Genomic DNA, 23,355 nt, shown 5'->3' on the forward strand with positions numbered 1-23,355 from the left:
CTGCATTAAATAAAGGTAGCAATTAACCAAGCATTACCCTTGTAGTCCCCTGGTTCTGCATCTGAACCTGAAAGTTTGCTTTCAATACGAATGTTTTTGACTTTATCTATTGTTGTTTCAATGGTTTTACCACTTTGATTAGTTTGCTCATCAAACAACGTGACATCAGAGTAAATCGTATTATTGCCTGATTTTAGTGGAACGCGTTTTTCTGGGTCAGTGTCAGTGGCATAATCTAATTTTAATTTTACTTTAACGGGCTGAACACGTTCACAAGTGTAAGTAACAGTACGTGTTTCCTTACTATTAAATTCATAGGCATCCAGTGTTTTATGGTCAATATTGAGATTATCAATACTAGAACGGCAATTTGAGGGGTAATTAACCACCGATGTCGTGAGATCTAATTTTACACTGGCCTTATCCGCAGGGACGTTAAGAGTTGGTGTTCCTGTGTTTTGGAATAAACGGGTATAACCTGCAATCATTGCATTAGGAATAACAATTTTTCCATCAATAGGAATTTCTTTAACATAAACCCTCACTTCAAACGGAAATTGAACAGTAAAGAAAGAGGTATCTAATGGCCCCATTTCCTCATCTGAACATCCGCGCCCTGAAATATTTCGCCACCCATTAGTGATACCATTATCAGAATAAAGGGTGAAAAAAGTATTTGCGTTAATTTTATAGGCTTTTAATCCTTTCAATGAAAACCCGGCTTCTGGCATATAAGCAAATACACGGTGATAAGCATAATTCGAAGGGAGCCCTGCACTGTAATTTCCTTCGAGGAAGTTAACTGTGCATTTAACTTGCCCAAAAGGTTGTGAGCTGGTGTCATCGATAACAATTCCTGTTTTATTGGGTGGGGCAATTAGAAAATATTCATTATTATCTGTGCCAATTATTGGAGTACTTGCAACAACAGAATTGCTTGAAACTAAATTCATTTTATAACCACCGCCAGCGGCTGCGTAGCGGGTTGCCTGCGCATGTAGGCTGCTTAAACACAGCGGTAATAATAAAAGTAATTGCGAATAAATTCTTAACATTTTCATACGGTTTCCCACTATTACAGGTAATCAACCATCACAGATAAGGCCGCGCTAAATGGCCCTGCGTTCAGGTTTTCTAAGGCTTGGTTAGTCACAAGTTGCGACTGAATAACGATTTTCCCTGTATCTCCACTAATAGTGGGGGCGATCCTTTCCCATTTGTTCAAGTTCAGCGCCGTGCTTTTATTTTCTTCTGAGAAACGAATACCCAACCCATTAATTGAGGTCGCCAGTACCGTTTCATTATTGACGATCAGGGTATTGCCTTCTTTTGGTGAAAGATAAACTTGCAAATTTTTACGTAGCTCACATTGCTTAATTAAAATTCCAAATGATTGTTTTTCTTCGGATAATCTATCTAATGCGACTTCTCGAAAGTTAATAAATAACTCTTTTTCGCCATTTTCGGCGGTTAACACGCACGGTGGACGCACCAACTTGGCAGACAGCGACAGTAATATATCGGCTTGCGTACCAAAGGAAATTAATAGCCCCACGAAAGGAAATACAAAACGTGTCAGTTTCATTTTCATTCTCCTTATTGATAATCAAGGTTGAACGTCACGGTCGAGGCAAACCCACCGGTTTTTAAACGTGCATTAAAGGGTTTTTGTGCATACACGCCAAATGACAGGGTGTTAATTGACCCCTTTCCTGATTCAGTGACCTTACTGACATCTATTTTTGTATTCAGGTCGAGCTCTTTGCCATTGCTGTCGGTCAGCGCCAATAACACATTGGACTCACCCGTTGTTTTTAGGTAATTAATGCCATTGTGTACTTCGGTATTTTGGGTATTTAAGGTGATTTTGATGGTTTTATTTAACGCCATCGTTGAACAGTCCACGATATCAAGTTTAAAAGGCTGTATTTCAGAGCGCCCCAAGGTTTCTAGGGATGAAAAACGTAGCCCAGAAAGGTAAATTTTCTTCTGTGCGTCATCATCGCTGAGGCGACAACCCAAAGGCACTAATACCCCTTCAAAATACACCGTGAGGCTGTTGGCAGAACTGTTATTCGCTGTTAGGAATAAAAGGCTAAATAAAAAGATTGCGTATCTAGTCATAATTTATTTCCAAACGTTGAGCTGCCTTATTGGCCGGAAGCGATAACATAAAGGTGTTATTGCGCAGGGGTTGTGAGAGCGCATACTTTTGCGTGCCTAGCTTTAAGGTTAAAGGCGCCCAAGCGCGCTGTTGTGTCGCTTGGCGACAATGGGAAAAATTTATTTCCAATTGATAAGTTTGTGCAAGCAACGTCTTTTCATTCAATTTCAATGAAATAACAGGTAGACAAGGAGCAGTGACAATACGCGCATTGACATAGACGGTACCCGTAGTGACAGGCGCAGTGGATTTTGCAAACGAGGGAATTGCAAAGAGCCATAGCGCTAAGTAACCTAATCTCATTGTTCTGCTCCTCTTTATTTTTGACATATTATTCCGTGACACTGCACTGTGATGCTTGGCACTTGAATGCCAGTGTTGGTTTCCCACCATAATCATTAATATAGGTCAGGTAAGGGGTTGAAAATTTAGCTGATTTAATGACTTGGTTTGATTTTGGCGGCACCATAGTGGCTTCAAAATCACTCTCTTCCGATTGCTTTTGGCTGTTTCCGATACCAATCACCGTGATATAAAACGGTGTGGGGTTATTTAATGTGTAGCCCGTTGCCGAAGGTGTGAGAGTGATGTGTTTTGGCCAATCTGTTTTACTTTGTGCCACAATACTTTCTGGGCGATAAAACAGTTTGACGCGACTTTGTAATGCAATTTGCAACACACCAGCTTCAGATGATTTCGGTGGAATTTCACGCAGGTTGTAATAAAACAGGGACTCTCTGTCTTGGGGTAATTTCGCCACATCAGGTGCGGTACTTAAACGCACTAAACTGGTGGATTTGGGCTCCATACGTTGAATAGGCGGTGTGGCAATAATCGGGCCCGTTTCGAGTTTTTGCTCTGACGCATTTTCTAACCATGACTGTGCCAAATAAGGTAATTCTGGGTTGTCATTGCGGATGGTAATGTTGATAGAGGACTGATTACCATCAAAAATAATACGAGTACGATCAAGCGTGACGGCAGCTTGAGCTGTACTCAAGACGCTTACTGCGAGCGTAAATGCTGTAGTCAACTGTAAAAAAGGGCGATTCAATTTCATCTTAGTTCTCTTCTTAACGGCAAATGATTGTGGGGTAAACTTCCTGAGGGTTAATGACGTCAGGAACGTGTGCACTGCACTGAAGTTTATTTCCCCAATAGATATTTAATAATTCTTTGGCTCGAATGCCGACAATCCATGTAATACCTTGCTCGCCGACAATGCCGAGCTCAATATTGCTGCTATTACGCACGCTGGCACCAAACGGTGGGTAGCTGTTATCGGCGAGTTTTAAGCGCGCAAAGGTTTTTTCACCTTGAATAACATTCAGGCTGCGATAGCCAATGGCTCCGCGAGTTAATGTGGCATCCGCGACGGTCTCTAACGCTTCCACATCCTTTGGTAACTTACTGGTATTAATCGATGCGCTGGTTTTTCGGTAACTGCTCACATTAGGTAATACGGCAAGGCCAAAGTGGTTTGTTTGATACACGCCACCACTGAGTGGCACATTCGATGCCCCCGGCGTTTCGACGACGAGGCGCGTGCCCCCATAGGCCGCTTGGTGCATGGCAATGCCTTCTTTAATTAAAGTGAACCCGCCATTAATTGAGCCACCCACACTGTGGTATTCATTTGGCACATAGCTGGCATTCCCTGAAATCGAGGCATACGGCAGGTTTTGGCTTAAATAGCCGCTGAAGCTGGTTTGGTCATCTTGGTTGCTCCCTGTTTGGTAGCCCACATTCAAGTTATAGCTGCGCTGATCGCTATACCCGCTGTATCCCACATTGTGAGTTGAGCTATGGTTGCCATTTTGATCCCGTGTGTAACCTTCCGAAAAGCTAAAACTACTGCCTTGGGATAATGGAATAGTAAAATATAAGCTGACAGCATCATCTTGGTAGCCGGCTCTTTTTGAACGAGTTGCCGATGCGGTGAGGTTAATATTTTTCAGTCCTACAGCCGCCCAATTCAACAGGGTGCTCAGGTATAAGCTGTACTGTTCTTCGGTTTCGCTATTCCAATAAGTGTTGTATTGGTAGTTGCCCCCCAACGAGAAATCATCAAAGTATTTGTTGATATTCACTTGGTAGCTTTCTTTTTGTGCTTGGGCTTCATTGCCTGTGCGGCGCTCATCCAACGTTTGCTGCAAGGAGCGGTAGGTTTCATCCGAGAAACGATACCCTGCGAACGTAATGTCGGTTCTGGCTTCGTCAAACGATTTGGAATAACTGAGGCGGTAGCTTCGCCCAGTTAATGTTTTATCGATTAACTGCGCATGTGACTGGGTGGCATCAAAGGACAGACTACCGAAGGTAAATAAGTCACGGCCAAAACCTGCTGAAAAGGCTTGGTAGTTTTTCGATAAAACCGAACCGCCATAAATAGACCACAGGTTATTTAACCCATAGGATAACTCGCCTGACGCAGTTAAATCCCCTTCAAGCTCTCGACCGTTAAAACGTGGTTTCCCTGCTGCAAATTTATAGCGGATTTGTCCCGGTCGCGTTAAATAAGGTAACGCAGCCGTGGTAATACTAAACTGTTGCTCTTCACCGTTTTCTTCACGCACCGTGACATCTAGCGTCCCACGAATGGAGCTATCGAGTGTTTGGATACGAAACGGCCCCGCAGGCACGGTAGTTTCTAACACAACACGATTATGACTTTTGACTATCACCGTCGCATTGGTTTGAGCAATACCAATAATTTCAGGAGCATACCCCGTTAATTTTGGGGGCATCATATTTTCATCGGTTTCAAGGGAAATACCGGTGTACTGCCAAGAGTCAAAAATAGCGGAGTAAAAATAGTTTTCACCCAACGTTAAAATTGACGCGATGGATTTAATTGAGCGATACGCAAATACTCGACTAAAGGCGACATCGCTGTATTGGTTTTCAAAGCTCCCAGTGGATTTGCGGTAGTTAGCTTGGTAATCGCCCCGGAAGCGCCATGCACCGATATTCAGCCCCGTGGTTCCGTTGGCTGAAAGATACGACTCACGTGAGCCTGAATTTCTGCGCGTTAAAGAACCCGTTAGGTTGTAATCCAATAAAAAGCCATTAACCCCTTCTTCCCAACGGGAAGGGGGAACCCAACTTGGGTCGGTGTATTCTAAATAGCTTTGTGGAATTAAAATGGAAAGCGTTAAGGTGGATAAGTCCACATTTAAGGATGCACCTTCGAGCGCGGATAAATCCAAGCATTTTCCATCATCACGGTATTGGACTAATTTGATGGCGTCTGATGTTAGTCCTAAACGATCCAGAATATTGAAAGGAATACAAACCGTGCTGAATAAGTGACTTTCTTGGGATTGCGGTGCAATCACTGTAATATCTTGCGCACTGCCCACACTTTCATTATTTACTTTGACGGTTAAATGGTAAGTGCCAGGCATAATAAATCCGGCCTGAGAAAACTGGCTAAAATCAATATTCTGTGTATCTTCGGTATCTAACATATCCGTATTAAATTCGACCGCATAAGCGATTGACGAAATAGACGATAAAAAAGACGTCACAATAATGTAGGAATAAATATTAAGTTTAACCATGTTTTTTTCATCAAATTAATTATGAGTGTGTTTATTAATCGTAAGTAACGTTGAATTTAATAGTGGTAAAGTAATCCCCAGGTGTAATTTCATTATTACTTGTGCCTAGTTCTGTTTCATATTTCAAATAACTTTCTTTGCTTTTATGATCGAAATAAATATAGTTATCGGATATGGAATAGAGTTTGTTTGGCATTAATAAGTTGTCATTGCTATCGTAAATATATAAAACAACACCGGGTTTAGGGCCTGAAAGTTTTATGGCATTGCTATATATGTCTTGAGGTGCAAAGAAGCGAATTTTAATGCCTTTGTGGTTATTATTATCATACTCGCTGATACAGTTATTTAATTTTATATAAAAGGGTTTGCGTGCTATTTTTCTGTCTTCTATTTTATTAATACTAAAATTAGAAACGTAATCATAGTTGATATATTGATATTGGCTGTCTGTTTCAATAGAGCAAGGCGCTGCAACAATATAACCTTGCATGACTGCCTCACCTCGAAGTCCGTCTTGTACATGCCCCACGTTAGAATTTGTTGCATAGGAATTTAGAGGACTCAGTAATAATGTCGCCCATAAATAAATATATTTTTTCATAATGAACCTTTTTATAGGGAGGAATAACCCTCCCTTTAAAAATATTACTCGTATGTGATTTTAAAATCAGCAATCGAGCTAAATTCACCTTCAGTAACGGCTGTTGCACCATCAACGCGTTTTGCTAATGCGGTAAATTCTAAAACGTTTTCGCCTTGTTTATTACGAATTTGGTTCATGACAGATTTTGCTTCATCAAATTTAAAGTCTTTAATTTGAACACCAATATTTTTTGCAGAACCTGTTGTTCCTAAGAACTCTTTGTCAGTACCAACATAGTTTTTACCACCGAAAGTAATTTTGATGTCTTTAACTGCGACCCATTTACCTTCAGTATCTTTGCTGAACTCATCGAAATTACAGTCTTTGATTTTAATCGCGATATCTTTTTCAGCGGCATTACCTGCTTCTAAAGAGGCACGAGAAAGTTGACCAAAAGGAACTTCTTGTTTAGTACTTTCAGATTCGATATTACATGGTGCATTAACCACTTGGCCGCTGAAATGTAATTCACCCGAGTTACCACTTGCTAATACAGCGCTAGACAGTGTTGACGCAGCAAATAAAACAGCAACAGATAATTTATTTAATTTCATACTAAAATCCTTAAGAGAAAAATTAACAACTTCTATAATGAGGTCCCTAAATTAAGGGGCATTATAGGAATTCATTTACTTACCCATCATTGGGATATAACTATTTGTATATAAAAGAAAATTGGGCCTTTTATAAACTTGTTTCCATTCGTACTTTCATATCAGGTCATATCAGGAAATGATATTTGAAACGTAGTCTATTCGACGGAGTAAAGATTACCCCTAGTAGGTGTATATTGAAATAAAATTCTTATATTTTAAGTCAATATGAACATTAACTCTGCTCTTTAATGTTTTTTAATGTTCTTTAATATTTTTATGCTTTATTAATATTGAAGTAAATAATTAATTTTTGTGTCTTTAAGGTGTTTTAATGTGCCTTTTTTTAAATGCAAAAAAAAATGCATCAAATTTAGAATATTTGATGCATTTTTATGATTTTATTTGATGGTTACTTGTGGTGATTAAATCGTACAAATAAACATTGGCGAGTAGTTTTCTTCAAAAATATAATTTTTATCGTTTAAACGCTTTACTCTAGTGAAGTAAATTTGGTTAAGCTGTGGGAGGCCTCGGATATAAATATCATCGCCAGCTTGGTCATTAGGGTCAATGTAGATATTTTTTACACGAGAAAAAAAATGGCTGCCTTGTTGTTTATACTCAATAAGCAGCTTACGAGAGATAATGTATTTTTTATGATTAAAATTAATTTCACCCGTCATGATAAAAGAATGCTGATTATTATTCTCTGCATTTGGAATGACACTCAATAAATAATAGCCACTTAAACTAGAACGATCGTCTGAAATGTCAATTTTCAAGGTTGCGCGGCAGTCAGGCACAACATGGGTATTAATTTTAATGTAAGAATATAAACTAATAAAAACTAAAGCGATGGCAGTGAGAAGTAAAAAAACAAGGCGTATAGGTTTGTTATTTGACATAAAAATTCTCACAGCTTATCGTGGCGCCATCTTTTGCCGTTTTAGGGCAGTAAGATAAAAAGAGATAGTCATCGTTGAAATTTTTATTTTTAGTGATAATTCCCACATTGTAGTAAAAAACAGTGGCAGGTTTTTTACAGTTAATGCCTAAGTTTTCAAGCCTTTCTTTTAATACTGCGAAGCTCATAGTCCGAGTATCTGCTTTATGGTAACTATTTATATAACGAATTGAGCATTGATCAATTTGCCCAACCTCTGGGTACTCTGTACGGCTAGCAAAAAAGTAGCTTTTAAACAGATAAAGCAAACAAAAGATAATAACGACAACCAATGTTATTTCGAGGTAGCGATTATTTAAAATATAGGGCTTTTTGGCAGCGACTTCAGTTTTTATTTCATCTTTTTCAGCGCTTTCTAAAGGTGACTCAAAAGAAGTAGAAAGTGATGGCGCAGTTTCTAAAATTGTTTCTTCTAATTGTTCTTCTAATTGTTCTTCGGATTGCTCTTCAGGTTGTTCTTCGGGGGTGATAAACGTTAAATCAGCAGAAAACTTTATTCCTACCTTGGGAATAGTTGAAATAACTTCTTCATCGAAAAAAGAAGCTAAATGGCGGCGTAAAACAGAGACGCTGCTATTTAAATTATTATCAGAAACAACTTGGTTATGTTCTTCCCAAACTCGGCGCAATAAAGTTTCTCTATCTAAAACTTCCCCGTTATTTTGTGCTAATACTAAAAGTAAACGATTTAACGTTGTTGTCAGCTTAATTGCATCGTCAACGTCACTCGTATACAACAGCCCCTGATAACTGTCATAGGTAACATGCTGATTAATTAAATATTTCATTTTAGGATGGGTTTTTATTTATGGTGGAATACAACTGTATGGTGTCAGTTTATACCCGTAATTCGGGATATGTCAATTAAACTGAATTAGAGTAAATCATTATATTATTTAAAGTGGAAAATGCAGAATAAATAGCTAGGGAAAATAAATTAAATTTAATTGGGTTAATTGCAATTATTATGTTTAGTTAAATAAAAAAGCCCCGGTTAGGGGGCTCTGATGAATTAGATTATCTGTTAAGCCGTAGGCTCAAGAATTTGATGCACAACTGGGTGGAATTTACGTTTAAAGTAAACTAACCCATGACCAGTATCATTCACAATAATTTGTTTCATTTCAACCATGTAAACAGAGTGCGTACCAATATCTTGCACTTGGGTAATTTCGCCTTCGAGGTTAGCAAGGGCATTTTTCAGTAAAGGTTGCTGTAAAATACCGTTGTCCCACACGTTCCAGCTAAAACGCTCTTCCATTGTGGAGCCTTTCATTCCCGCAAAATGGCACGCTAATTCTTCTTGAGAGTGGCTCAGCACGTTCACACACAGGCGGCCATTCTTTTGAAACACCGCATTCATTGCACTGTTGCGGTTGACACATACCATCAAAGTCGGTGGCGTGTCTGTAACTGAACAGACTGCGGTTGCTGTAATTCCACAGCGACCTTCAGTGCCATCCGTGGTGACTATGTTCACTGCTGCACCGAGACTTGCCATCGCATCTCTGAAACGCAGGCGATGTTCATTTTCTAAAGACATATTGACCTCCTGCTACTGATTACTTCAGCAGCGAATCTAACTGATTAATATCATTGTTGTTATACAGGTGTGGACGTTTCCATCCATGTTGATCGTAATCTGATAAGCAGCGATCAACCATATCTGTCATGGCTTTCATGTTGCCAGAACCTTGTGCATGACGCAGACATTGCAGACGAATTTCATCTTGGCTACCTGCATAGTTAATTTCATACAGTTCATGGCGACCACCAAACTCACTTCCAATTGCATCCCACATGAGTTTGAGGATCTTAATCCGTTCGACGTGATCCATTCCGTTTGAACCGCGCACATATTTTGCTAAGTACTTATCAATTTCTGGGTTGTTCATATCACGAACGCTGGATGGTAAGTAAATCAGCCCACTCGTTACGTTACTTTCAATGATATTTTTAATTTTGGTGTAGGCCATTGGTGCCATTACACGGTAAGTCTGGATAGCTTGAGTATCAGGTAAGAATGCGCCGCCTTCCCATGCTTTTGCTTCTGAAGTCATTGCATCAGTCAATGACCAGAACAGATTACGCCACGCAACCACTTCACCCAGATCAGCCTGTACACCACGGAAATCAATAACACCTGTACATTCTAAACTTTTTTGTAACAATCCGGTAATGAAGTCTAATTTAACCGCTAAGCGGACACAAGCTTGTAATGGGAATAAACGTGCAAATCCACCTTGTACTGCCCAGTTACGTGCGCGGTCAAAGTCACGGTAAATCAGGACGTTTTCCCATGGAATTAACACATGATCCATCACCAAGATGGCATCATTTTCATCGAAACGGCTGGAAAGTGGGTAATCAAATGGTGCGCCAGTTGCGCCTGCCACTAATTCATAAGATGCGCGAGAAATTAATTTCACACCGTCGGCATCCATTGGTGCAACAAACATCAGGGCAAAGTCAGGGTTATCGCCCATCACTTGTGCAGAACCAAAACCGATAAAGTTATAGTGTGTTAGCGCTGAGTTGGTCGCAACTACTTTTGCGCCACTGACGATAATACCTGCATCAGTTTCTTTTTCGAGTTTGATATAAACGTCTTTCACTTCATCAGCAGGCTTATGGCGATCAATTGGTGGGTTAACAATCGCATGGTTAAAATACAAGCCGCTTTCTTGAATGCGTTTGTACCAATTGCGCGCGTTATCTGCGAACTGGCCATAATATTCAGGGTTGGCACCTAAACAGCTGGCGAATGCCGCCTTATAGTCTGGAGTGCGTCCCATCCATCCGTAGCTTTGGCGTGACCAATCTGCGATGGCATCACGTTGTTGGCGCAGTTCATCTGCACTTTTCGCGAAACGGAAGAATTTGTGCGTGTATCCACCGTTACCTGTGTCGGTGTTCCAGCAAAGCTGGTCATGAGTCGTTTTATCATGGAGCGCATCATATAACTGTCCTATGGAAGCCGCTGAATTACGAAAAGCAGGGTGAGTGGTGACATCTTTTACGCGTTCGCCATAAATGTAGATTTCACGGCCATCTTGTAGGCTTTTTAAGTATTCTTGGCTATTAAAAGGGCGTTTAGCGTCTGAACGAAAATCTTCTGGTTTCATGTCTACCTCGTTATCTCACAATGAGGGCTTGCATTGATAGGGGACAAAGGTGCAAGCGAAATATGTTAATTTTATGTTTGTTTTGTGTTTCTTAATTGAATCGTTTTCTGTGTTGATTTTAAAGAGACTTTCGAAAGGTTAGCTGGTACTTTTCGTTGGAATTGAATGTTTATAAAAGAAATGTGATCTTATCGATGTTTTAATATTAATGTAATTATTATTTTTAATTGAAATTACTTAAATAACATGATGTTAATGTTTATTTATATATTAATAAAAATAATGATAATTAAACATATGCGGTTGAAATTTGATCTATCATTTCACTTTTTGTCATTCTTGTTATGCGAAATTAAGAAAATTAAAACAAAATGAATAAGAGATAAAAATGTTTTTAATATGTAAAATTAAATGACATTGCCGCTGAGCGATTCAGCGGCAATAAAAATTTTTCGGAGGAAGGAAAAAGTTGAGTCGGTTAATGGATATTTTGTTCACGCCAAGTGCTTGGAGAGGAACCGACTAATCGGTTAAAAAAACGAGCAAAATAAGCAGGGTCTTTAAACCCAAGCTGGTAGGCAATTTCAGAAACAGGGCTGTCTGAGAAAATAAGTAACCGCTTCGCCTCACGTAAAATACGGTCAAAAATAAGCCGTTTAGGCGGGCGATTTGCAAATCGTCGGCACATATCTTTGAGGCGAGATTCTGTGATACCCAGTTTTTTTGCATAGTCAGGCACAGCGAGGTGCTCATGATAATGCAAGTCAATCAACTGGTTAAATCGCTGGAACAAGCGATGTTCGCCCCTAACGCCACTCGTCGGGTGTTCATCTAAGGGGATAGACCTTAACAGAAAGGTAAATAGCGCTTGGGCTAAAGAGGATAAAACCTGATCTTTCCCCACGAAGCTGTTCGCTGATTCACGTGCCATTAATGCCCAATAATGATTGAAAGCATCAATATCATCAGGTTTGTCAGCAACAGATAAGCAAATAGCAGGAATATCCACCAAGTCAGGATGAGCAGGGTAAAGGGATTCAAGCAGCGGCATGATGAGATCTTGACGCACAGTCAGCACATGACCATCCGTGTCTTCTTGGGTAAAAAATGCATGGGCGACAGACGGTGGCGTTAAAATAAACAGCGGTGCTTGGACAGAATAGCGTAACTCATCAAGCTGCAAGGTAATGTGGCCAGTGACCAAATAGTGCAACTGGAAGAAACCATCATGGCGATGTGCCTGCATGTCGCGACCAAAAAAGGCAGCCATGTTGCCGAAGGTTTGGTAGTGGACGTCGTCAGTGCCTTGGGTTTCGTCGTAGTCCTTTCCAATATCTATATTTGTAATCATGCCCTTCATATTTCGACCTGTAGCGTTGTTGGCTACACTCCGCTACTCGGGTCACATACTTATGTATGCTCCCCGAGATATCGTCGTTTGCCGCCTAGCTACAAGCCGAACTATTTTGGGCATCCCCATGTTTCGGCTTGTAGCAGTTTGGATACAAATATATTACTGACACCCTTTAATAATTATTATGCAGCATAAATTATTAAGACATTCAAAACATTCGAATCATTAAAATATTAAGGCGTTGCTCTTGGGCGTGAGTTTTTCATTGGAATAACCATGACTAACAACGCACCGACGACCAGTAAACCTGCGACGAAATATAAGCCAGAGTTGAAGCTACCGGTTTGGTCTTTCAGCCAGCCAATGAGTAATGGGCTGACGGCTGAACCTATATTACCTGTCGCATTGATAACCGCAATACCGATGGCACGAGCACGTAAACTGATTGATTGGTCTGGGGTTGTCCAGAATACCGCCATCGCGGTGAAGGAACCCGTCGATGCCATGATAATACCAATCAATTGAATGATTGGATGACTCGTCATTGCGGCGAGAACCCAACCTGCCGCGGCGAATAAATACGGTAAGGCAGTATGCATCTTCCGTTCTTGCAGCCTATCTGAACGGCGGCTCCAGTAGATCATCCCCAAAATCGTACAAAATTGCGGTATCGCGGTAAGCAGACCAATCATGGCATTACTACTGCCTTGGTTGAAGCTCTGCATGATCTGTGGCGTCCAAATATTGATCGCACTTAACGTATTGGTTAAACAGAAATATGCGACGGTATACATCAAGATAACAGGGGTGAAAATCTCTTTCCATAAACTGGTATTTTGCAGGGCACTGTGGCTTTTTGACCCTTGTGGCTGAACGAGCTCCAGTTGGTCTTTGTCCATCATTTCTTGCAGTGTGTCTTTGTCTTCTTGCGTCAACCATTTGGCTTTTTTCGGTGAATCATCCAGATAGAACCAGACCAAAACACCAAGAATGACGGATGGGAAGCCTTCAAGCAGGAACAACCACTGCCAGCCTTTTAGGTCTAAAATGCCATCCATTCCTAAAATATAGCCAGAAGCCAGTGAACCGAACGCCATGGTGACAGGCATCGCAATCATAAATAGGGCATTAGCACGGGCACGGAAATAGGCAGGGAACCAGTAAGTGAGGTAAACCAAAATCCCCGGAAGGAAGCCGGCTTCAGCGATACCCACTAACATCCGCAGGACATACAAGCTTGTCGGTCCCGTGGCAAACATGGTCGCCGTTGAAGCAATCCCCCAAAGTACCATGATGGTGGCTATCCAGCGACGTGCACCAACAATCCCCAACATAATATTGCTTGGGATACCAAAAATAACGTAAGTGGCATAGAACAAGGTGGCGGCTAAACCGAACATGGTTGAGGTTAGACCGATGTCTTTCCCCATGGTGAGACCTGCAAAGCCGATATTGATCCTATCTAAGAAAGAGAAGACAAACAGCACGAATAAAAAGACGATCAGCCGTTTGAATAATTTATTAATTACCCGCTGCTGAGGCTCGGTTAAATTTTTATGTTGATCAGCAGGGTTAGTGCTTGCAAGTTGTTGATTACTCATTGTAGGGCCCTCAATTCTTTCTTCTGAAAATTATTATAGGTACAAGGGACGATGAGGCAGTCATGGTGGTGTCTGCCCTTTATTGCGATTTTAATATTTCACTCGTTTAGATAAACCGTTTGTCTGTAGGGTAAAAAGTTATCTAAATGAGCAGGCTTAGTTAGTAAACACTCGGCGTACTGGATGTCACTTCCGAGAGCGTTTTGCCAAATTTTGCGGCAAGGGCTTCGGCAGTACGCGCTAACAGCGTGGTATCTACCCCGACAGCAACAAACAATGCGCCGAGTTTCAGATAATGTTCAGCGACCTCTGGGGCTGCCATTAAGATGCCAGGGGCAAGGCCAGCGGCACGAATTTGTACAATCGCTTTTTCGATTGCGGCTTTGACTTCGGGATGGTTAGGATTACCTGAAAAACCCATGTCAGCACTGAGATCCGCAGGGCCGATAAATACACCATCAACCCCTTCAACTTTTAAGATCTCAGGTAGATTATTCATTGCTTCACGGGTTTCAACCTGCACGATCACGCACATTTCATTGTTGGCACGAGTGAGGTAATCAGGGACGCGATTCCAGCGAGAAGCGCGCGCCAGTGCGCTGCCAACACCGCGGATCCCAGCTGGTGGGTAGCGTGTTGCGCGTACCGCTTGCTTCGCTTGTTCGGCGTTTTGCACCATTGGCAGCAACAGGGTTTGCGCACCAATATCCAACAGTTGTTTGATGATCACCGGATCATTCCACGGTGGACGAACAACGGGTTGTGATGGGTAAGGGGCGATCGCTTGCAATTGCGATAATGTGGTTTGCACATTATTCGGCGCATGTTCGCCATCGATCAACAACCAGTCAAAGCCTGCGCCTGCTAATAATTCGGCACTGTATGGGCTGCATAAACCCAGCCATAAACCAATTTGAGGTTGGCCGTTTTTTAACGCTTTTTTAAATTTATTTTCTAAGATGTCCATCGTGATTTCCTTATACAAAACGGCAGCTTATAGAGCCCATATTGCCGTAATCGACGTGGAATACATCGCCTTTACGTGCAGGGACAGGGCGGGTAAATGAACCCCCAAGAATGATCTGGCCGGGTTCAAGTTGAACATTATGTGGCGCCAATTTATTGGCTAACCATGCAACCCCATTGGCAGGGTGATTCAGCACTGCTGCTGCAACACCTGACTCTTCAATGACACCATTGCGATAAAGCAGGGCGCTGATCCAGCGCATATCTAAATCGCGTGGTTTAATTGGGCGTCCGCCTAAAATAACCGCGGCGTTTGCGGCGTTATCAGAGATAGTATCGAACACTTTACGTGGGCGATTAGTTTCAGGATCATTGTTATGGCAGCGGGCATCGATCAGCTCAAGCGCGGGGATCACATAGTCAGTGGCGTTATAAACATCAAAAATAGTGCAGTTTGGCCCACGCAGTGGTTTTGCTAAAACGAACGCGAGTTCAACTTCAATGCGCGGTACGATAAAGCGGTCAGTTGGGATGTCACAGCCGTCATCAAAAAACATATCATCAAGTAGCGCACCGTAATCTGGCTCATCAATTTGCGAGCTCGCCTGCATCGCTTTTGATGTCAGCCCAATTTTATGGCCTTTAAGCACACGCCCTTCAGCGATTTTTAACCCAACCCATTCTTTTTGAACGGCATAAGCATCGTCGATCGTCATTTCAGGGTGATCTAAAGAAATCTGGCGGATCTGCTCACCGCTTTTTTCCGCTTGATTTAGACGCTGCGCTATTTGCAAGATTATATCTTTCTGTAACATCTTATTTTCCTTTTGTACCTCAGCTCGTCATACTTCGAGTGAGAACTGTGTTAACTACCTTGTTCTCACTCGAATTATTTAGAGCTAACAATTTGGATTTAAAATCATCCGTTCAAGTTATACTTCGAGCTTAGGTTTTATCTGCAATTTTTTGAAAAATAGTCTGCTAATTAACTAGTTAGAAAGACCACCAAAGCAGAGGTATTTCACTTCCAGATAATCTTCAATGCCGTAGCGTGAACCTTCACGCCCCAGTCCAGACTGCTTAATGCCACCAAATGGGGCGACTTCATTCGAAATAATGCCTTCGTTGATACCCACCATGCCGCTTTCTAATGCTTCAGCAACGCGGTAGATACGGCCGATATCCCGTGAATAGAAATAAGATGCCAAGCCAAATTCAGTGTCATTGGCAAGGGCGATAGCCTCTTCTTCATCACGGAATTTAAATAAAGGTGCTAATGGGCCAAAGGTTTCTTCTTTGGCGACTTTCATGGATTTTGTCACGCCAGTGATAACCGTAGGTTCAAAGAACAAGCCACCTAAACTTGCTGTTTTACCGCCAGCAATCACTTTTGCCCCATGAGAAACAGCATCCGCAATGTGCTCGGAAACTTTGTCGATAGCCGCTTGGTTAATTAATGGACCTTGCTGGGAGTCGGCTTGAGTTGCAGGACCAATTTTTAATGCATTAACCGCTTTGGCTAAGCGAGCCGCAAACTCATCATAGACACCCTCTTGCACTAAAATGCGGTTTGCACATACGCAAGTTTGGCCGCTATTACGGAATTTTGCGGCTAAAGCGCCTTGAACTGCCGCATCTAAATCGGCGTCATCAAACACGATAAACGGGGCGTTACCGCCAAGTTCTAATGACATTTTTTTCACGGTGTTGGCACACTGTTCCATCAATAATTTACCAATACGGGTTGAGCCAGTGAATGTCAGCTTGCGCACGATTGGGCTTGAAGTCATCACGCCACCAATAGCTGGTGCGTCAGTGCCCGGAACAATATTAAATACCCCAGCAGGGATGCCTGCTTCTTCACCAAGAACCGCTAATGCAAGAGCAGACAGTGGCGTTTCAGCCGCAGGTTTCAACACCATCGTACAGCCTGCCGCAAGGGCTGGACCCACTTTGCGCGTGATCATCGCATTCGGGAAGTTCCATGGCGTGATTGCCGCGACAACGCCCACAGGTTGTTTGATGGTCACAAGGCGGCGACCCGGTAATGGTGACGGGATGCTTTCACCGTAAACACGCTTACCTTCTTCAGCAAACCACTCAATAAAGCTAGCACCGTAAGCAATTTCACCCATCGATTCTGTCATCGATTTGCCTTGTTCTGCGCTTAGCAGTTGCGCTAACTCTTTTTGGTTATCCATCATTAAACGGAACCATTTATTTAAGATTTGGCTACGCTCTTTGGCGGTTTTTGCTCGCCAAGCAGGTAAGGCTTTTTCGGCCGCTTCGATAGCGCGTTGGGTTTCTACTGCGCCCACATTGCTGACTTTGGCAATCACCGTGTTATCCGCAGGGTTAGTCACCTCAAACACGCTTTTGTCTTGGGCATCAACCCATTGACCGTTGATATAAGCCTGTTGGCGGAATAATGTAGAGTTGGTGTTTATGCTCATTTTTCGTTTTTCTCCGAAGACACGGATTGGATTTGCGGGCGGATATTTTTAGCCGATAAACGTTGGCTAGCAAAACTTAACCCAGCACAAATCGCCATCACAAGTGCCATAGCAAAAGGGGATTCATCCTGTAAGACAGAAACCGCAACACTCGCCAGTGCCGCCAACGCAAATTGAATTGAAATCGCAAGTGCGCTTGCACTGCCGGCAATTTTGCCGCGATGTTGCAGTAACAGTGACAAACTGTTGGTGCCGATAGCGTTGACCATCGATAGGAACAGCACCACAAGAATAACAATTATGGGGAGGCTTTGTTGGTAAAAAAGTAGCAAAAGCAGACCAAATGCTAATTGAAAGCCGCTTTGCATAGTGAGTATGCGCGTTAAACTGTAAATTTTTAGCAGTTTGACGTTCAGCAATAACATCACAATCATCCCCAAAATATTGCAGCCGAACAACAAGCCATAATGCTGTTCAGATACCCCAAAATAGTTGATGTACACAAACGGTGAACCACTGATAAAGGCAAACATCCCGGCAAAAGAGAATGCCATGGTGCCGATAATGCTCAGTGCTTCTCGGTCTGTGAGCACTTGTGTGTAGTTTTTAAATGCCACACAAAGTAAATTCTCTGATGTACGCTGGTGGACTAAGGTTTCGGGCAGCAGCAGGAAAATAGCGCTCACCGAAATCAAACCAACTAACGCCAACAGATAAAAAATCGCCTGCCACTGAAAATGAATTAATAAGAAGCCACCCAGTAAAGGCGCTAACAACGGCGCAATCATGGTGACTAACGTCATCAATGACAGCACTTTCGGTAATTCATTTGCAGGGTAAACATCCCGCGCGATTGCCCTTGCCATCACGATGGCAGCACCGCTACCAAACGCTTGTAACGCCCTGAAAATAATCAAGGTATTGGCATCCGTCGCTTGGGCACATAACAGGCTTGCCACCGTAAAAATAGCCAGCCCACTTAACAACATTTTTCGCCGACCCAGTAGGTCACTGAGGGGGCCGTAAAACAGCATGCCTACACAGAAACCCGCAAAAAAAGCCCCAAGGGTATACTGCATTTGCCCTTGTGTTGCATGAAGAGCAATGCCCATCTGGGGCAGGGCAGGAAGGTACATATCGATAGACAATGGCCCAAATGCCACCAATGATCCTAATAATGGGATCAACCAGTGTGGGATGCGTTTATCGAAACTTTTGACCATCGTGCCCTCGCTTTTTGCGCTCAACGATTACGCTTTGAATAAGGCGTGAACGTTGTTTTGTTTGTAGTTCAATACAGGATCAAGCTCTTCCATGGTAAATGACAGGGCTAATAGGCGCTTTGCCGTTAAATCTGCAAAATGCGCTTTGATCAGGTCGAAAAGCATTTCCCCCGTTTTTTGCCTATCTTCGAGGGAGCGACCTGCACCAATTTTTAGCGTCATATGCACAAAAGCATAATCATGTTTACCGTCCGCCATTTGCCATGTATCTAACCAAATTGCACGGCTACGAATGCCGCCTAATGGAAAAATACCGGTACCCGCAAGGGCTTCATTGACTTTGGCAAATAACTCGGGAAGCTTAGCTTCTTCACGGATATTTTCGGTACATTCTGCATAAAAATGTGGCATAACAACTCCTTACGCAGTTTCCGTTTGCTTATCAGTGATATAGCTTGGTAACGGGAACACCGCGTTAAGTTGCCCAGTACCGGAGCTGGCGAATAAATCGGTTAAGATTTCTACGTTCTCTGAATATTTGTCCCAACCTAACATACCAAGCAACATAACCGTGTCATGCATATGGCCTTCGCCGTAGCAGTAGTCCGCATATTCAGGCAGCATTTTGCAGAACTCTTGGAAACGGCCTTCACGCCATAATTTGACGACACGTTTGTCCATTTGCTCATCAAATTCACGGGTGTAGCTATTCATGCCATCTTCCGCTTTTTGGTCATCGATAAAGCGGTGTGATAACGAACCACTGGCTAATACCGCCACCGTACCATCGTATTTTTCAATGGCGGTGAGGACGGCTTCGCCTAACTTGCGGCTGTCTTCAAAGCTATGTGACGTACAAAATGCAGAGATTGAAATCACTTTAAAGTGGCGGTCGCTATTCATATAGCGCATTGGAACTAAGGTGGCATATTCGAGAGTTAAGCTTGGAATTTCATGTGCTTGAGCACGAACACCGAGCTTGCGAGCCTCTTCACCAATCATCTGACCTAATGCGGAGTTACCATCATATTCATATTCCATATCGCGAATGAAATGTGGAAGTTCATTACTGGTATAAATACCTTTGAAATGATCGGCACAGTTGATGTGATACGCGCTGTTCACTAACCAGTGGGTATCAAAAACAATAATGGTATCCACGCCTAATTCACGGCAGCGACGGCTGATTTCTTTATGCCCATCGATAGCGGCTTGGCGGCATCCATGGTTTTTACCTGGTAGTTCAGATAGGTACATGGATGGGACGTGTGTTATTTTTGCAGCCAGAGCTAGTTTACCCATTTCATCCTCTCTTACCTGTTATATTTTGAGCTGTAGCGGTGTTGGCTGCACAAAACCACCCTAATCACATACTTATGTATGCTCATAGGGATGATTTCGCTTGCCGCCTAGCTACAACTCAAACTATTTAGGGTAAGGAACGAGTTTACCCATAATCTGTTGTAGCTATTATTTGTTGTGAATCATTTACAGTTCAAATTTTTATAGGTATCTATTTGATAATAAAAATGACTTAATAAATTACACACCCCAACGTGGGATATTGTGATCTCCGTAGGAGATACACACGTTCTTCATTTCGGCGAACACTTCGAAGCTGTACTCGCCACCTTCACGGCCAACACCAGAGGCTTTTACGCCGCCGAATGGTTGGCGCAGGTCGCGGACATTTTGGGTGTTAACAAACACCATACCCGCTTCGATATTGCGCGATAAACGTAGAATTTTGCTGACATCTTGCGTCCAAATATACGAAGCAAGGCCATATTCGATGTCATTCGCCATGCGTAAACCGTCTTCTTCCGATTTGAACGGAATTAAACACGCTACAGGGCCGAAGATCTCTTCTTGTGCCACACGCATACGGTTATCGACATCAGCCAGAACGGTTGGGCGTAAGAAATTACCGCCTTTAAGGTGAGCTGGCAGGTCCGTTGGTTTATCTGGGCCACCGGCTAATAATGTTGCGCCTTCTTCCATACCGATGCGGATATAACCAGAGACTTTGTTCCAGTGCTGTTCGCTGATCAATGCACCCACTTGGGTTTTCGGATCGTTCGGGTCACCGACGATCAGGCGGTTTGCGCGCTCAGCAAAGCGTTTCACAAACTCTGGGTAGATGCTTTCTTGAATGAAAATACGTGAACCTGCGGTGCAACGCTCGCCATTGATAGAGAAAATGGTGAATAAAGCCGCATCCAGTGCGCGTTCGATATCGGCATCTTCAAATACCAGAACAGGGGATTTACCGCCTAGTTCCATTGAGTATTTTTTCAGACCCGCGTTTTGCATGATCATACGGCCTGTTGCCGTGCCGCCTGTAAAGGACACTGCGCGAACATCATGGTGCTTCACTAATGCATCGCCTGCTGTGCTGCCGTAGCCTTGAACCACGTTCAGAACACCCGCAGGGATCCCCGCTTCAAGGGCTAATTCACCAAGGCGGTTTGCAGATAATGGCGATAACTCAGACATTTTTAACACCGCGGTATTACCAAGAGCTAAACACGGTGCCGTTTTCCATGTCGCGGTCATAAATGGCACGTTCCACGGAGAGATTAACCCACACACACCCACTGGCTGAACGAGGGTGTAGTTCATCATTTTGTCGTCAACCGGATAAGTACGACCGTTCATCTGCTGGCAAATTTCAGCAAAAAATTCAAAGTTATGTGAAGCGCGTGGGATCAACACATTTTTGGTTTGGTGGATTGGCAAACCGGTGTCTTGGGTTTCCATTTCCGCGATTTGCGGGACGTTTTCGTCGATCAGTTCACCCAAACGGCGCATTAAGCGGGCGCGCTCTTTCATTGGCGTGTTAGCCCATTTTGGAAACGCTTCTTTTGCGGCGGCAACCGCTTGGTTGATTTCGTCTTGACCACCAGAAGCAACTTCAGCGAGCACTTCGCCAGTAGCAGGGTTCGTGGTTTGGAAATATTCTTTGCTGGCAACGTTTTTACCGTTGATCCAATGATTAATCTTAGTCATTACACTCGTTCCTCATAGTCTTTTTCGCTGATAATGGTATTGACCAGTCGGCCAACGCCTTCAACTTCAACAATGACTTCGTCACCTGGCACGACATCAGACAGCCCTTTTGGCGTGCCTGTCGCAATCATGTCGCCCGGTTGCAGTGTCATAAAGTCACTGAGGTAAGCAATTAAAAATGGAATATCGAAAATTAAATCTGCCGTGGTGCCTTTTTGGCGTAACTCCCCATTCACATAGGTATACAGCGCAAGGTTATGCGGGTCTTTCACATCGTCTTTATCCACTAACCACGGGCCAATCGGCGTTAAGGTATCGCGGCTTTTTACCCGTAAGTTCGGGCGATAGTAATTTTCTAAATAGTCGCGGATAGCGTAGTCATTACACACGGTGTAACCCGCAACATAGTCCATCGCGTCTTCTTTCGATACTTTGTGTGCGGTTTTGCCAATCACTACCACCAACTCAGACTCATAATGCATGTATTCAACATTATCTGGGCGAACAGATACTTGGCGGTGCCCTGTTAAGCTGCTTTCTGCTTTTAAGAAAATTAACGGCTCTTCAGGTGGCTTAAATTCTAATTCTGCGGCGTGGTCGGCGTAGTTCAAACCAAGGGCGAACAGGGTACCTTGTGCAGGGGGTAACCAAGTTACATCTGCGGAATCACCGGCGACAACGTCTCCGTTGGGTAATGTAATGGCTTCGTTATCGCCGACAGTGACGGCATATTCCGTCCCTTTAAAAAGGATTTTTGCGTGCTTCATTATTTTCCTCCTGCCGCGACTACGGTATTTTTCAGGCTAGGGAAGCCTTCTGCTTGAACCACGACCTCATCACCGGGCTTGATAGTCACGCGTTGTTGTGGGGTTCCCATCAAGATCACATCCCCTTGTTTTAAGGTGGCGAAATCACTGAGGGCTGCCACTAGATCACTGGCGTCGCGGATCAAATCTTTTGTTGACCAGCGATCAACTTCTTTGCCATTTACCTGAGTAATGATATCAACAGGGGCATTCAGGGACGTTTTCACCAGCTCGCCGATTGGGCAGAAGGTATCACGGCATTTTGCTTTGATAGCAGGGCGGTAGAAAGTGTCTTCTGGTAGGCTCACTTCATTTGCAAGCGCAAACCCAGCGATAAATTTCATGGCATCCGCTTTGCTCACTTTCCGTGCATCTTGGCCAATTACCAGTGCGAGGGTTGCACCACTTTGCACTTCTTCACCCGCAGGGTGCAGAATTTGTTCGCCAGAATTGATGCGCGTATTGCGCGGCTTAATAAACCACACAGGGGTCTTTGGTGGGGTTTTATAAGGGGCTTGCTGGAATGCCTCGAGCCAATGGCTAAGTTGGCTTTGATGATTGAGGGCAACGGCAAATACTGTGCCTTTCATTGACAACTCCTTAATGAAAAGAATTCAACTTTCGAGTAATTATTAACATATTAATAAAGTATAATTTCGAAATTAGCAATAACTTTACGTAAATGTTAATTTTAATTGTGATCGCATTAACAAAATCTAATGGTCAACATGTAAGTTATTGTTATTAATTATTTTATTATTTTTTCAAATTTTTTTTAATTACAAATATTTAACTTCATAAATGATTAAAAAATTATTTACTCATTAATATTTTGGGGTTTTTCTTTGAGATTGTTATTTGAGCATGCTACTCTTGAATAGAGGT

General features: G+C 42.8%; 23 protein-coding genes. All 23 read right to left on the reverse strand.

The genetic code is table 11. From position 1 onward, the window contains the following. Nucleotides 1-5 precede the first annotated feature (5 nt). A complete protein-coding gene (locus AC4IFT_RS04075; protein WP_490750674.1) occupies nucleotides 6-1,061 on the reverse strand; it encodes an MrpH family fimbial adhesin in 1,056 nt (351 codons plus the stop codon). A gap of 14 nt (nucleotides 1,062-1,075) precedes the next feature. Continuing rightward, nucleotides 1,076-1,585 (reverse strand): fimbrial protein, encoded by a 510-nt coding sequence (locus AC4IFT_RS04080; RefSeq protein WP_490731844.1) that lies wholly within the window; start codon nucleotides 1,583-1,585, stop codon nucleotides 1,076-1,078. Between the two features lie 11 nt (nucleotides 1,586-1,596). Beyond that, nucleotides 1,597-2,124, reverse strand: coding sequence for a fimbrial protein (locus tag AC4IFT_RS04085; protein ID WP_219197806.1), 528 nt, complete (start codon nucleotides 2,122-2,124; stop codon nucleotides 1,597-1,599). Further along, nucleotides 2,117-2,467, reverse strand: a complete 351-nt coding sequence (locus tag AC4IFT_RS04090) for a hypothetical protein (protein WP_490750675.1) — start codon at nucleotides 2,465-2,467, stop codon at nucleotides 2,117-2,119. The genes AC4IFT_RS04085 and AC4IFT_RS04090 overlap by 8 nt, the downstream gene beginning before the upstream one ends. Nucleotides 2,468-2,495: 28 nt before the next feature. Further along, entirely contained in the window at nucleotides 2,496-3,224 is a 729-nt protein-coding gene (locus AC4IFT_RS04095; protein WP_219197808.1) for a fimbrial biogenesis chaperone, read from the reverse strand. 13 nt (nucleotides 3,225-3,237) lie between these two features. Beyond that, nucleotides 3,238-5,727: a fimbria/pilus outer membrane usher protein gene (locus AC4IFT_RS04100; RefSeq protein ID WP_490750676.1), complete on the reverse strand. Its 2,490-nt coding sequence runs from the start codon at nucleotides 5,725-5,727 to the stop codon at nucleotides 3,238-3,240. Between the two features lie 34 nt (nucleotides 5,728-5,761). Continuing rightward, a complete protein-coding gene (locus AC4IFT_RS04105) occupies nucleotides 5,762-6,331 on the reverse strand; it encodes a fimbrial protein (protein ID WP_490750677.1) in 570 nt (189 codons plus the stop codon). A 44-nt stretch (nucleotides 6,332-6,375) separates the two neighbouring features. Further along, nucleotides 6,376-6,927 carry a fimbrial protein gene (locus tag AC4IFT_RS04110; protein WP_490731853.1) on the reverse strand — a complete coding sequence of 184 codons (552 nt, stop codon included), beginning with the start codon at nucleotides 6,925-6,927 and terminating at the stop codon, nucleotides 6,376-6,378. A 464-nt stretch (nucleotides 6,928-7,391) separates the two neighbouring features. Further along, on the reverse strand, nucleotides 7,392-7,874 hold the full coding sequence (locus tag AC4IFT_RS04115; protein WP_490731855.1) for a FidL-like protein: 483 nt from the start codon (nucleotides 7,872-7,874) through the stop codon (nucleotides 7,392-7,394). Beyond that, the gene (locus tag AC4IFT_RS04120; RefSeq protein ID WP_490750678.1) at nucleotides 7,864-8,721 is read right to left on the reverse strand and encodes a winged helix-turn-helix domain-containing protein; all 858 of its coding nucleotides are present in this window, start codon (nucleotides 8,719-8,721) and stop codon (nucleotides 7,864-7,866) included. The genes AC4IFT_RS04115 and AC4IFT_RS04120 overlap by 11 nt, the downstream gene beginning before the upstream one ends. A 236-nt stretch (nucleotides 8,722-8,957) precedes the next feature. Then, nucleotides 8,958-9,476: a 4-hydroxyphenylacetate 3-monooxygenase, reductase component gene (gene hpaC, locus AC4IFT_RS04125; RefSeq protein WP_353242860.1), complete on the reverse strand. Its 519-nt coding sequence runs from the start codon at nucleotides 9,474-9,476 to the stop codon at nucleotides 8,958-8,960. A 19-nt stretch (nucleotides 9,477-9,495) separates the two neighbouring features. Further along, nucleotides 9,496-11,058 (reverse strand): 4-hydroxyphenylacetate 3-monooxygenase, oxygenase component, encoded by a 1,563-nt coding sequence (gene hpaB / locus AC4IFT_RS04130; protein ID WP_219245811.1) that lies wholly within the window; start codon nucleotides 11,056-11,058, stop codon nucleotides 9,496-9,498. Nucleotides 11,059-11,536: 478 nt separating this feature from the next. Further along, entirely contained in the window at nucleotides 11,537-12,418 is an 882-nt protein-coding gene (hpaA, locus tag AC4IFT_RS04135) for a 4-hydroxyphenylacetate catabolism regulatory protein HpaA (RefSeq protein ID WP_490731861.1), read from the reverse strand. A 227-nt stretch (nucleotides 12,419-12,645) separates the two neighbouring features. Further along, nucleotides 12,646-14,013 carry a 4-hydroxyphenylacetate permease gene (gene hpaX, locus AC4IFT_RS04140; RefSeq protein WP_219245813.1) on the reverse strand — a complete coding sequence of 456 codons (1,368 nt, stop codon included), beginning with the start codon at nucleotides 14,011-14,013 and terminating at the stop codon, nucleotides 12,646-12,648. A gap of 160 nt (nucleotides 14,014-14,173) precedes the next feature. Further along, nucleotides 14,174-14,980: a 4-hydroxy-2-oxoheptanedioate aldolase gene (gene hpaI, locus AC4IFT_RS04145; RefSeq protein ID WP_490750679.1), complete on the reverse strand. Its 807-nt coding sequence runs from the start codon at nucleotides 14,978-14,980 to the stop codon at nucleotides 14,174-14,176. Between the two features lie 10 nt (nucleotides 14,981-14,990). Then, nucleotides 14,991-15,794 (reverse strand): 2-oxo-hept-4-ene-1,7-dioate hydratase, encoded by an 804-nt coding sequence (hpaH, locus tag AC4IFT_RS04150; protein WP_206084680.1) that lies wholly within the window; start codon nucleotides 15,792-15,794, stop codon nucleotides 14,991-14,993. A gap of 174 nt (nucleotides 15,795-15,968) precedes the next feature. Beyond that, the gene (locus AC4IFT_RS04155) at nucleotides 15,969-17,432 is read right to left on the reverse strand and encodes an NAD-dependent succinate-semialdehyde dehydrogenase (RefSeq protein WP_490750680.1); all 1,464 of its coding nucleotides are present in this window, start codon (nucleotides 17,430-17,432) and stop codon (nucleotides 15,969-15,971) included. Further along, the gene (locus tag AC4IFT_RS04160; protein ID WP_490731866.1) at nucleotides 17,429-18,655 is read right to left on the reverse strand and encodes a Bcr/CflA family multidrug efflux MFS transporter; all 1,227 of its coding nucleotides are present in this window, start codon (nucleotides 18,653-18,655) and stop codon (nucleotides 17,429-17,431) included. Before AC4IFT_RS04160 ends, AC4IFT_RS04155 begins: the two co-directional genes overlap by 4 nt. Nucleotides 18,656-18,682: 27 nt before the next feature. Beyond that, the gene (locus AC4IFT_RS04165; protein WP_273803242.1) at nucleotides 18,683-19,066 is read right to left on the reverse strand and encodes a 5-carboxymethyl-2-hydroxymuconate Delta-isomerase; all 384 of its coding nucleotides are present in this window, start codon (nucleotides 19,064-19,066) and stop codon (nucleotides 18,683-18,685) included. Nucleotides 19,067-19,075: 9 nt separating this feature from the next. Next, nucleotides 19,076-19,957, reverse strand: coding sequence for a 3,4-dihydroxyphenylacetate 2,3-dioxygenase (hpaD, locus tag AC4IFT_RS04170; RefSeq protein ID WP_206084683.1), 882 nt, complete (start codon nucleotides 19,955-19,957; stop codon nucleotides 19,076-19,078). 240 nt (nucleotides 19,958-20,197) lie between these two features. Continuing rightward, on the reverse strand, nucleotides 20,198-21,664 hold the full coding sequence (hpaE, locus tag AC4IFT_RS04175) for a 5-carboxymethyl-2-hydroxymuconate semialdehyde dehydrogenase (protein WP_490731871.1): 1,467 nt from the start codon (nucleotides 21,662-21,664) through the stop codon (nucleotides 20,198-20,200). Next, on the reverse strand, nucleotides 21,664-22,431 hold the full coding sequence (locus AC4IFT_RS04180; RefSeq protein WP_219245821.1) for a fumarylacetoacetate hydrolase family protein: 768 nt from the start codon (nucleotides 22,429-22,431) through the stop codon (nucleotides 21,664-21,666). The genes hpaE and AC4IFT_RS04180 overlap by 1 nt, the downstream gene beginning before the upstream one ends. Then, nucleotides 22,431-23,060 carry a fumarylacetoacetate hydrolase family protein gene (locus tag AC4IFT_RS04185; RefSeq protein ID WP_490731873.1) on the reverse strand — a complete coding sequence of 210 codons (630 nt, stop codon included), beginning with the start codon at nucleotides 23,058-23,060 and terminating at the stop codon, nucleotides 22,431-22,433. The genes AC4IFT_RS04180 and AC4IFT_RS04185 overlap by 1 nt, the downstream gene beginning before the upstream one ends. Between the last annotated feature and the right edge of the window lie 295 nt (nucleotides 23,061-23,355).

It is taken from the genome of Providencia sp. UF-183, assembly GCF_058246155.1.

What these genes read in the sequence shown, in the direction of transcription:
- AC4IFT_RS04095 (WP_219197808.1), bottom strand. Translation starts at nt 3,224, where the DNA reads ATGAAATTGAATCGCCCTTTTTTACAGTTGACTACAGCATTTACGCTC.
- hpaE (WP_490731871.1), bottom strand. Translation starts at nt 21,664, where the DNA reads ATGACTAAGATTAATCATTGGATCAACGGTAAAAACGTTGCCAGCAAA.
- hpaD (WP_206084683.1), bottom strand. Translation starts at nt 19,957, where the DNA reads ATGGGTAAACTAGCTCTGGCTGCAAAAATAACACACGTCCCATCCATG.
- AC4IFT_RS04180 (WP_219245821.1), bottom strand. Translation starts at nt 22,431, where the DNA reads ATGAAGCACGCAAAAATCCTTTTTAAAGGGACGGAATATGCCGTCACT.
- hpaC (WP_353242860.1), bottom strand. Translation starts at nt 9,476, where the DNA reads ATGTCTTTAGAAAATGAACATCGCCTGCGTTTCAGAGATGCGATGGCA.
- hpaH (WP_206084680.1), bottom strand. Translation starts at nt 15,794, where the DNA reads ATGTTACAGAAAGATATAATCTTGCAAATAGCGCAGCGTCTAAATCAA.
- AC4IFT_RS04090 (WP_490750675.1), bottom strand. Translation starts at nt 2,467, where the DNA reads ATGAGATTAGGTTACTTAGCGCTATGGCTCTTTGCAATTCCCTCGTTT.
- AC4IFT_RS04105 (WP_490750677.1), bottom strand. Translation starts at nt 6,331, where the DNA reads ATGAAAAAATATATTTATTTATGGGCGACATTATTACTGAGTCCTCTA.
- AC4IFT_RS04110 (WP_490731853.1), bottom strand. Translation starts at nt 6,927, where the DNA reads ATGAAATTAAATAAATTATCTGTTGCTGTTTTATTTGCTGCGTCAACA.
- hpaX (WP_219245813.1), bottom strand. Translation starts at nt 14,013, where the DNA reads ATGAGTAATCAACAACTTGCAAGCACTAACCCTGCTGATCAACATAAA.
- hpaI (WP_490750679.1), bottom strand. Translation starts at nt 14,980, where the DNA reads ATGGACATCTTAGAAAATAAATTTAAAAAAGCGTTAAAAAACGGCCAA.
- AC4IFT_RS04160 (WP_490731866.1), bottom strand. Translation starts at nt 18,655, where the DNA reads ATGGTCAAAAGTTTCGATAAACGCATCCCACACTGGTTGATCCCATTA.
- AC4IFT_RS04120 (WP_490750678.1), bottom strand. Translation starts at nt 8,721, where the DNA reads ATGAAATATTTAATTAATCAGCATGTTACCTATGACAGTTATCAGGGG.
- AC4IFT_RS04075 (WP_490750674.1), bottom strand. Translation starts at nt 1,061, where the DNA reads ATGAAAATGTTAAGAATTTATTCGCAATTACTTTTATTATTACCGCTG.
- AC4IFT_RS04100 (WP_490750676.1), bottom strand. Translation starts at nt 5,727, where the DNA reads ATGGTTAAACTTAATATTTATTCCTACATTATTGTGACGTCTTTTTTA.
- AC4IFT_RS04115 (WP_490731855.1), bottom strand. Translation starts at nt 7,874, where the DNA reads ATGTCAAATAACAAACCTATACGCCTTGTTTTTTTACTTCTCACTGCC.
- AC4IFT_RS04185 (WP_490731873.1), bottom strand. Translation starts at nt 23,060, where the DNA reads ATGAAAGGCACAGTATTTGCCGTTGCCCTCAATCATCAAAGCCAACTT.
- AC4IFT_RS04080 (WP_490731844.1), bottom strand. Translation starts at nt 1,585, where the DNA reads ATGAAACTGACACGTTTTGTATTTCCTTTCGTGGGGCTATTAATTTCC.
- hpaB (WP_219245811.1), bottom strand. Translation starts at nt 11,058, where the DNA reads ATGAAACCAGAAGATTTTCGTTCAGACGCTAAACGCCCTTTTAATAGC.
- AC4IFT_RS04155 (WP_490750680.1), bottom strand. Translation starts at nt 17,432, where the DNA reads ATGAGCATAAACACCAACTCTACATTATTCCGCCAACAGGCTTATATC.
- AC4IFT_RS04085 (WP_219197806.1), bottom strand. Translation starts at nt 2,124, where the DNA reads ATGACTAGATACGCAATCTTTTTATTTAGCCTTTTATTCCTAACAGCG.
- hpaA (WP_490731861.1), bottom strand. Translation starts at nt 12,418, where the DNA reads ATGAAGGGCATGATTACAAATATAGATATTGGAAAGGACTACGACGAA.
- AC4IFT_RS04165 (WP_273803242.1), bottom strand. Translation starts at nt 19,066, where the DNA reads ATGCCACATTTTTATGCAGAATGTACCGAAAATATCCGTGAAGAAGCT.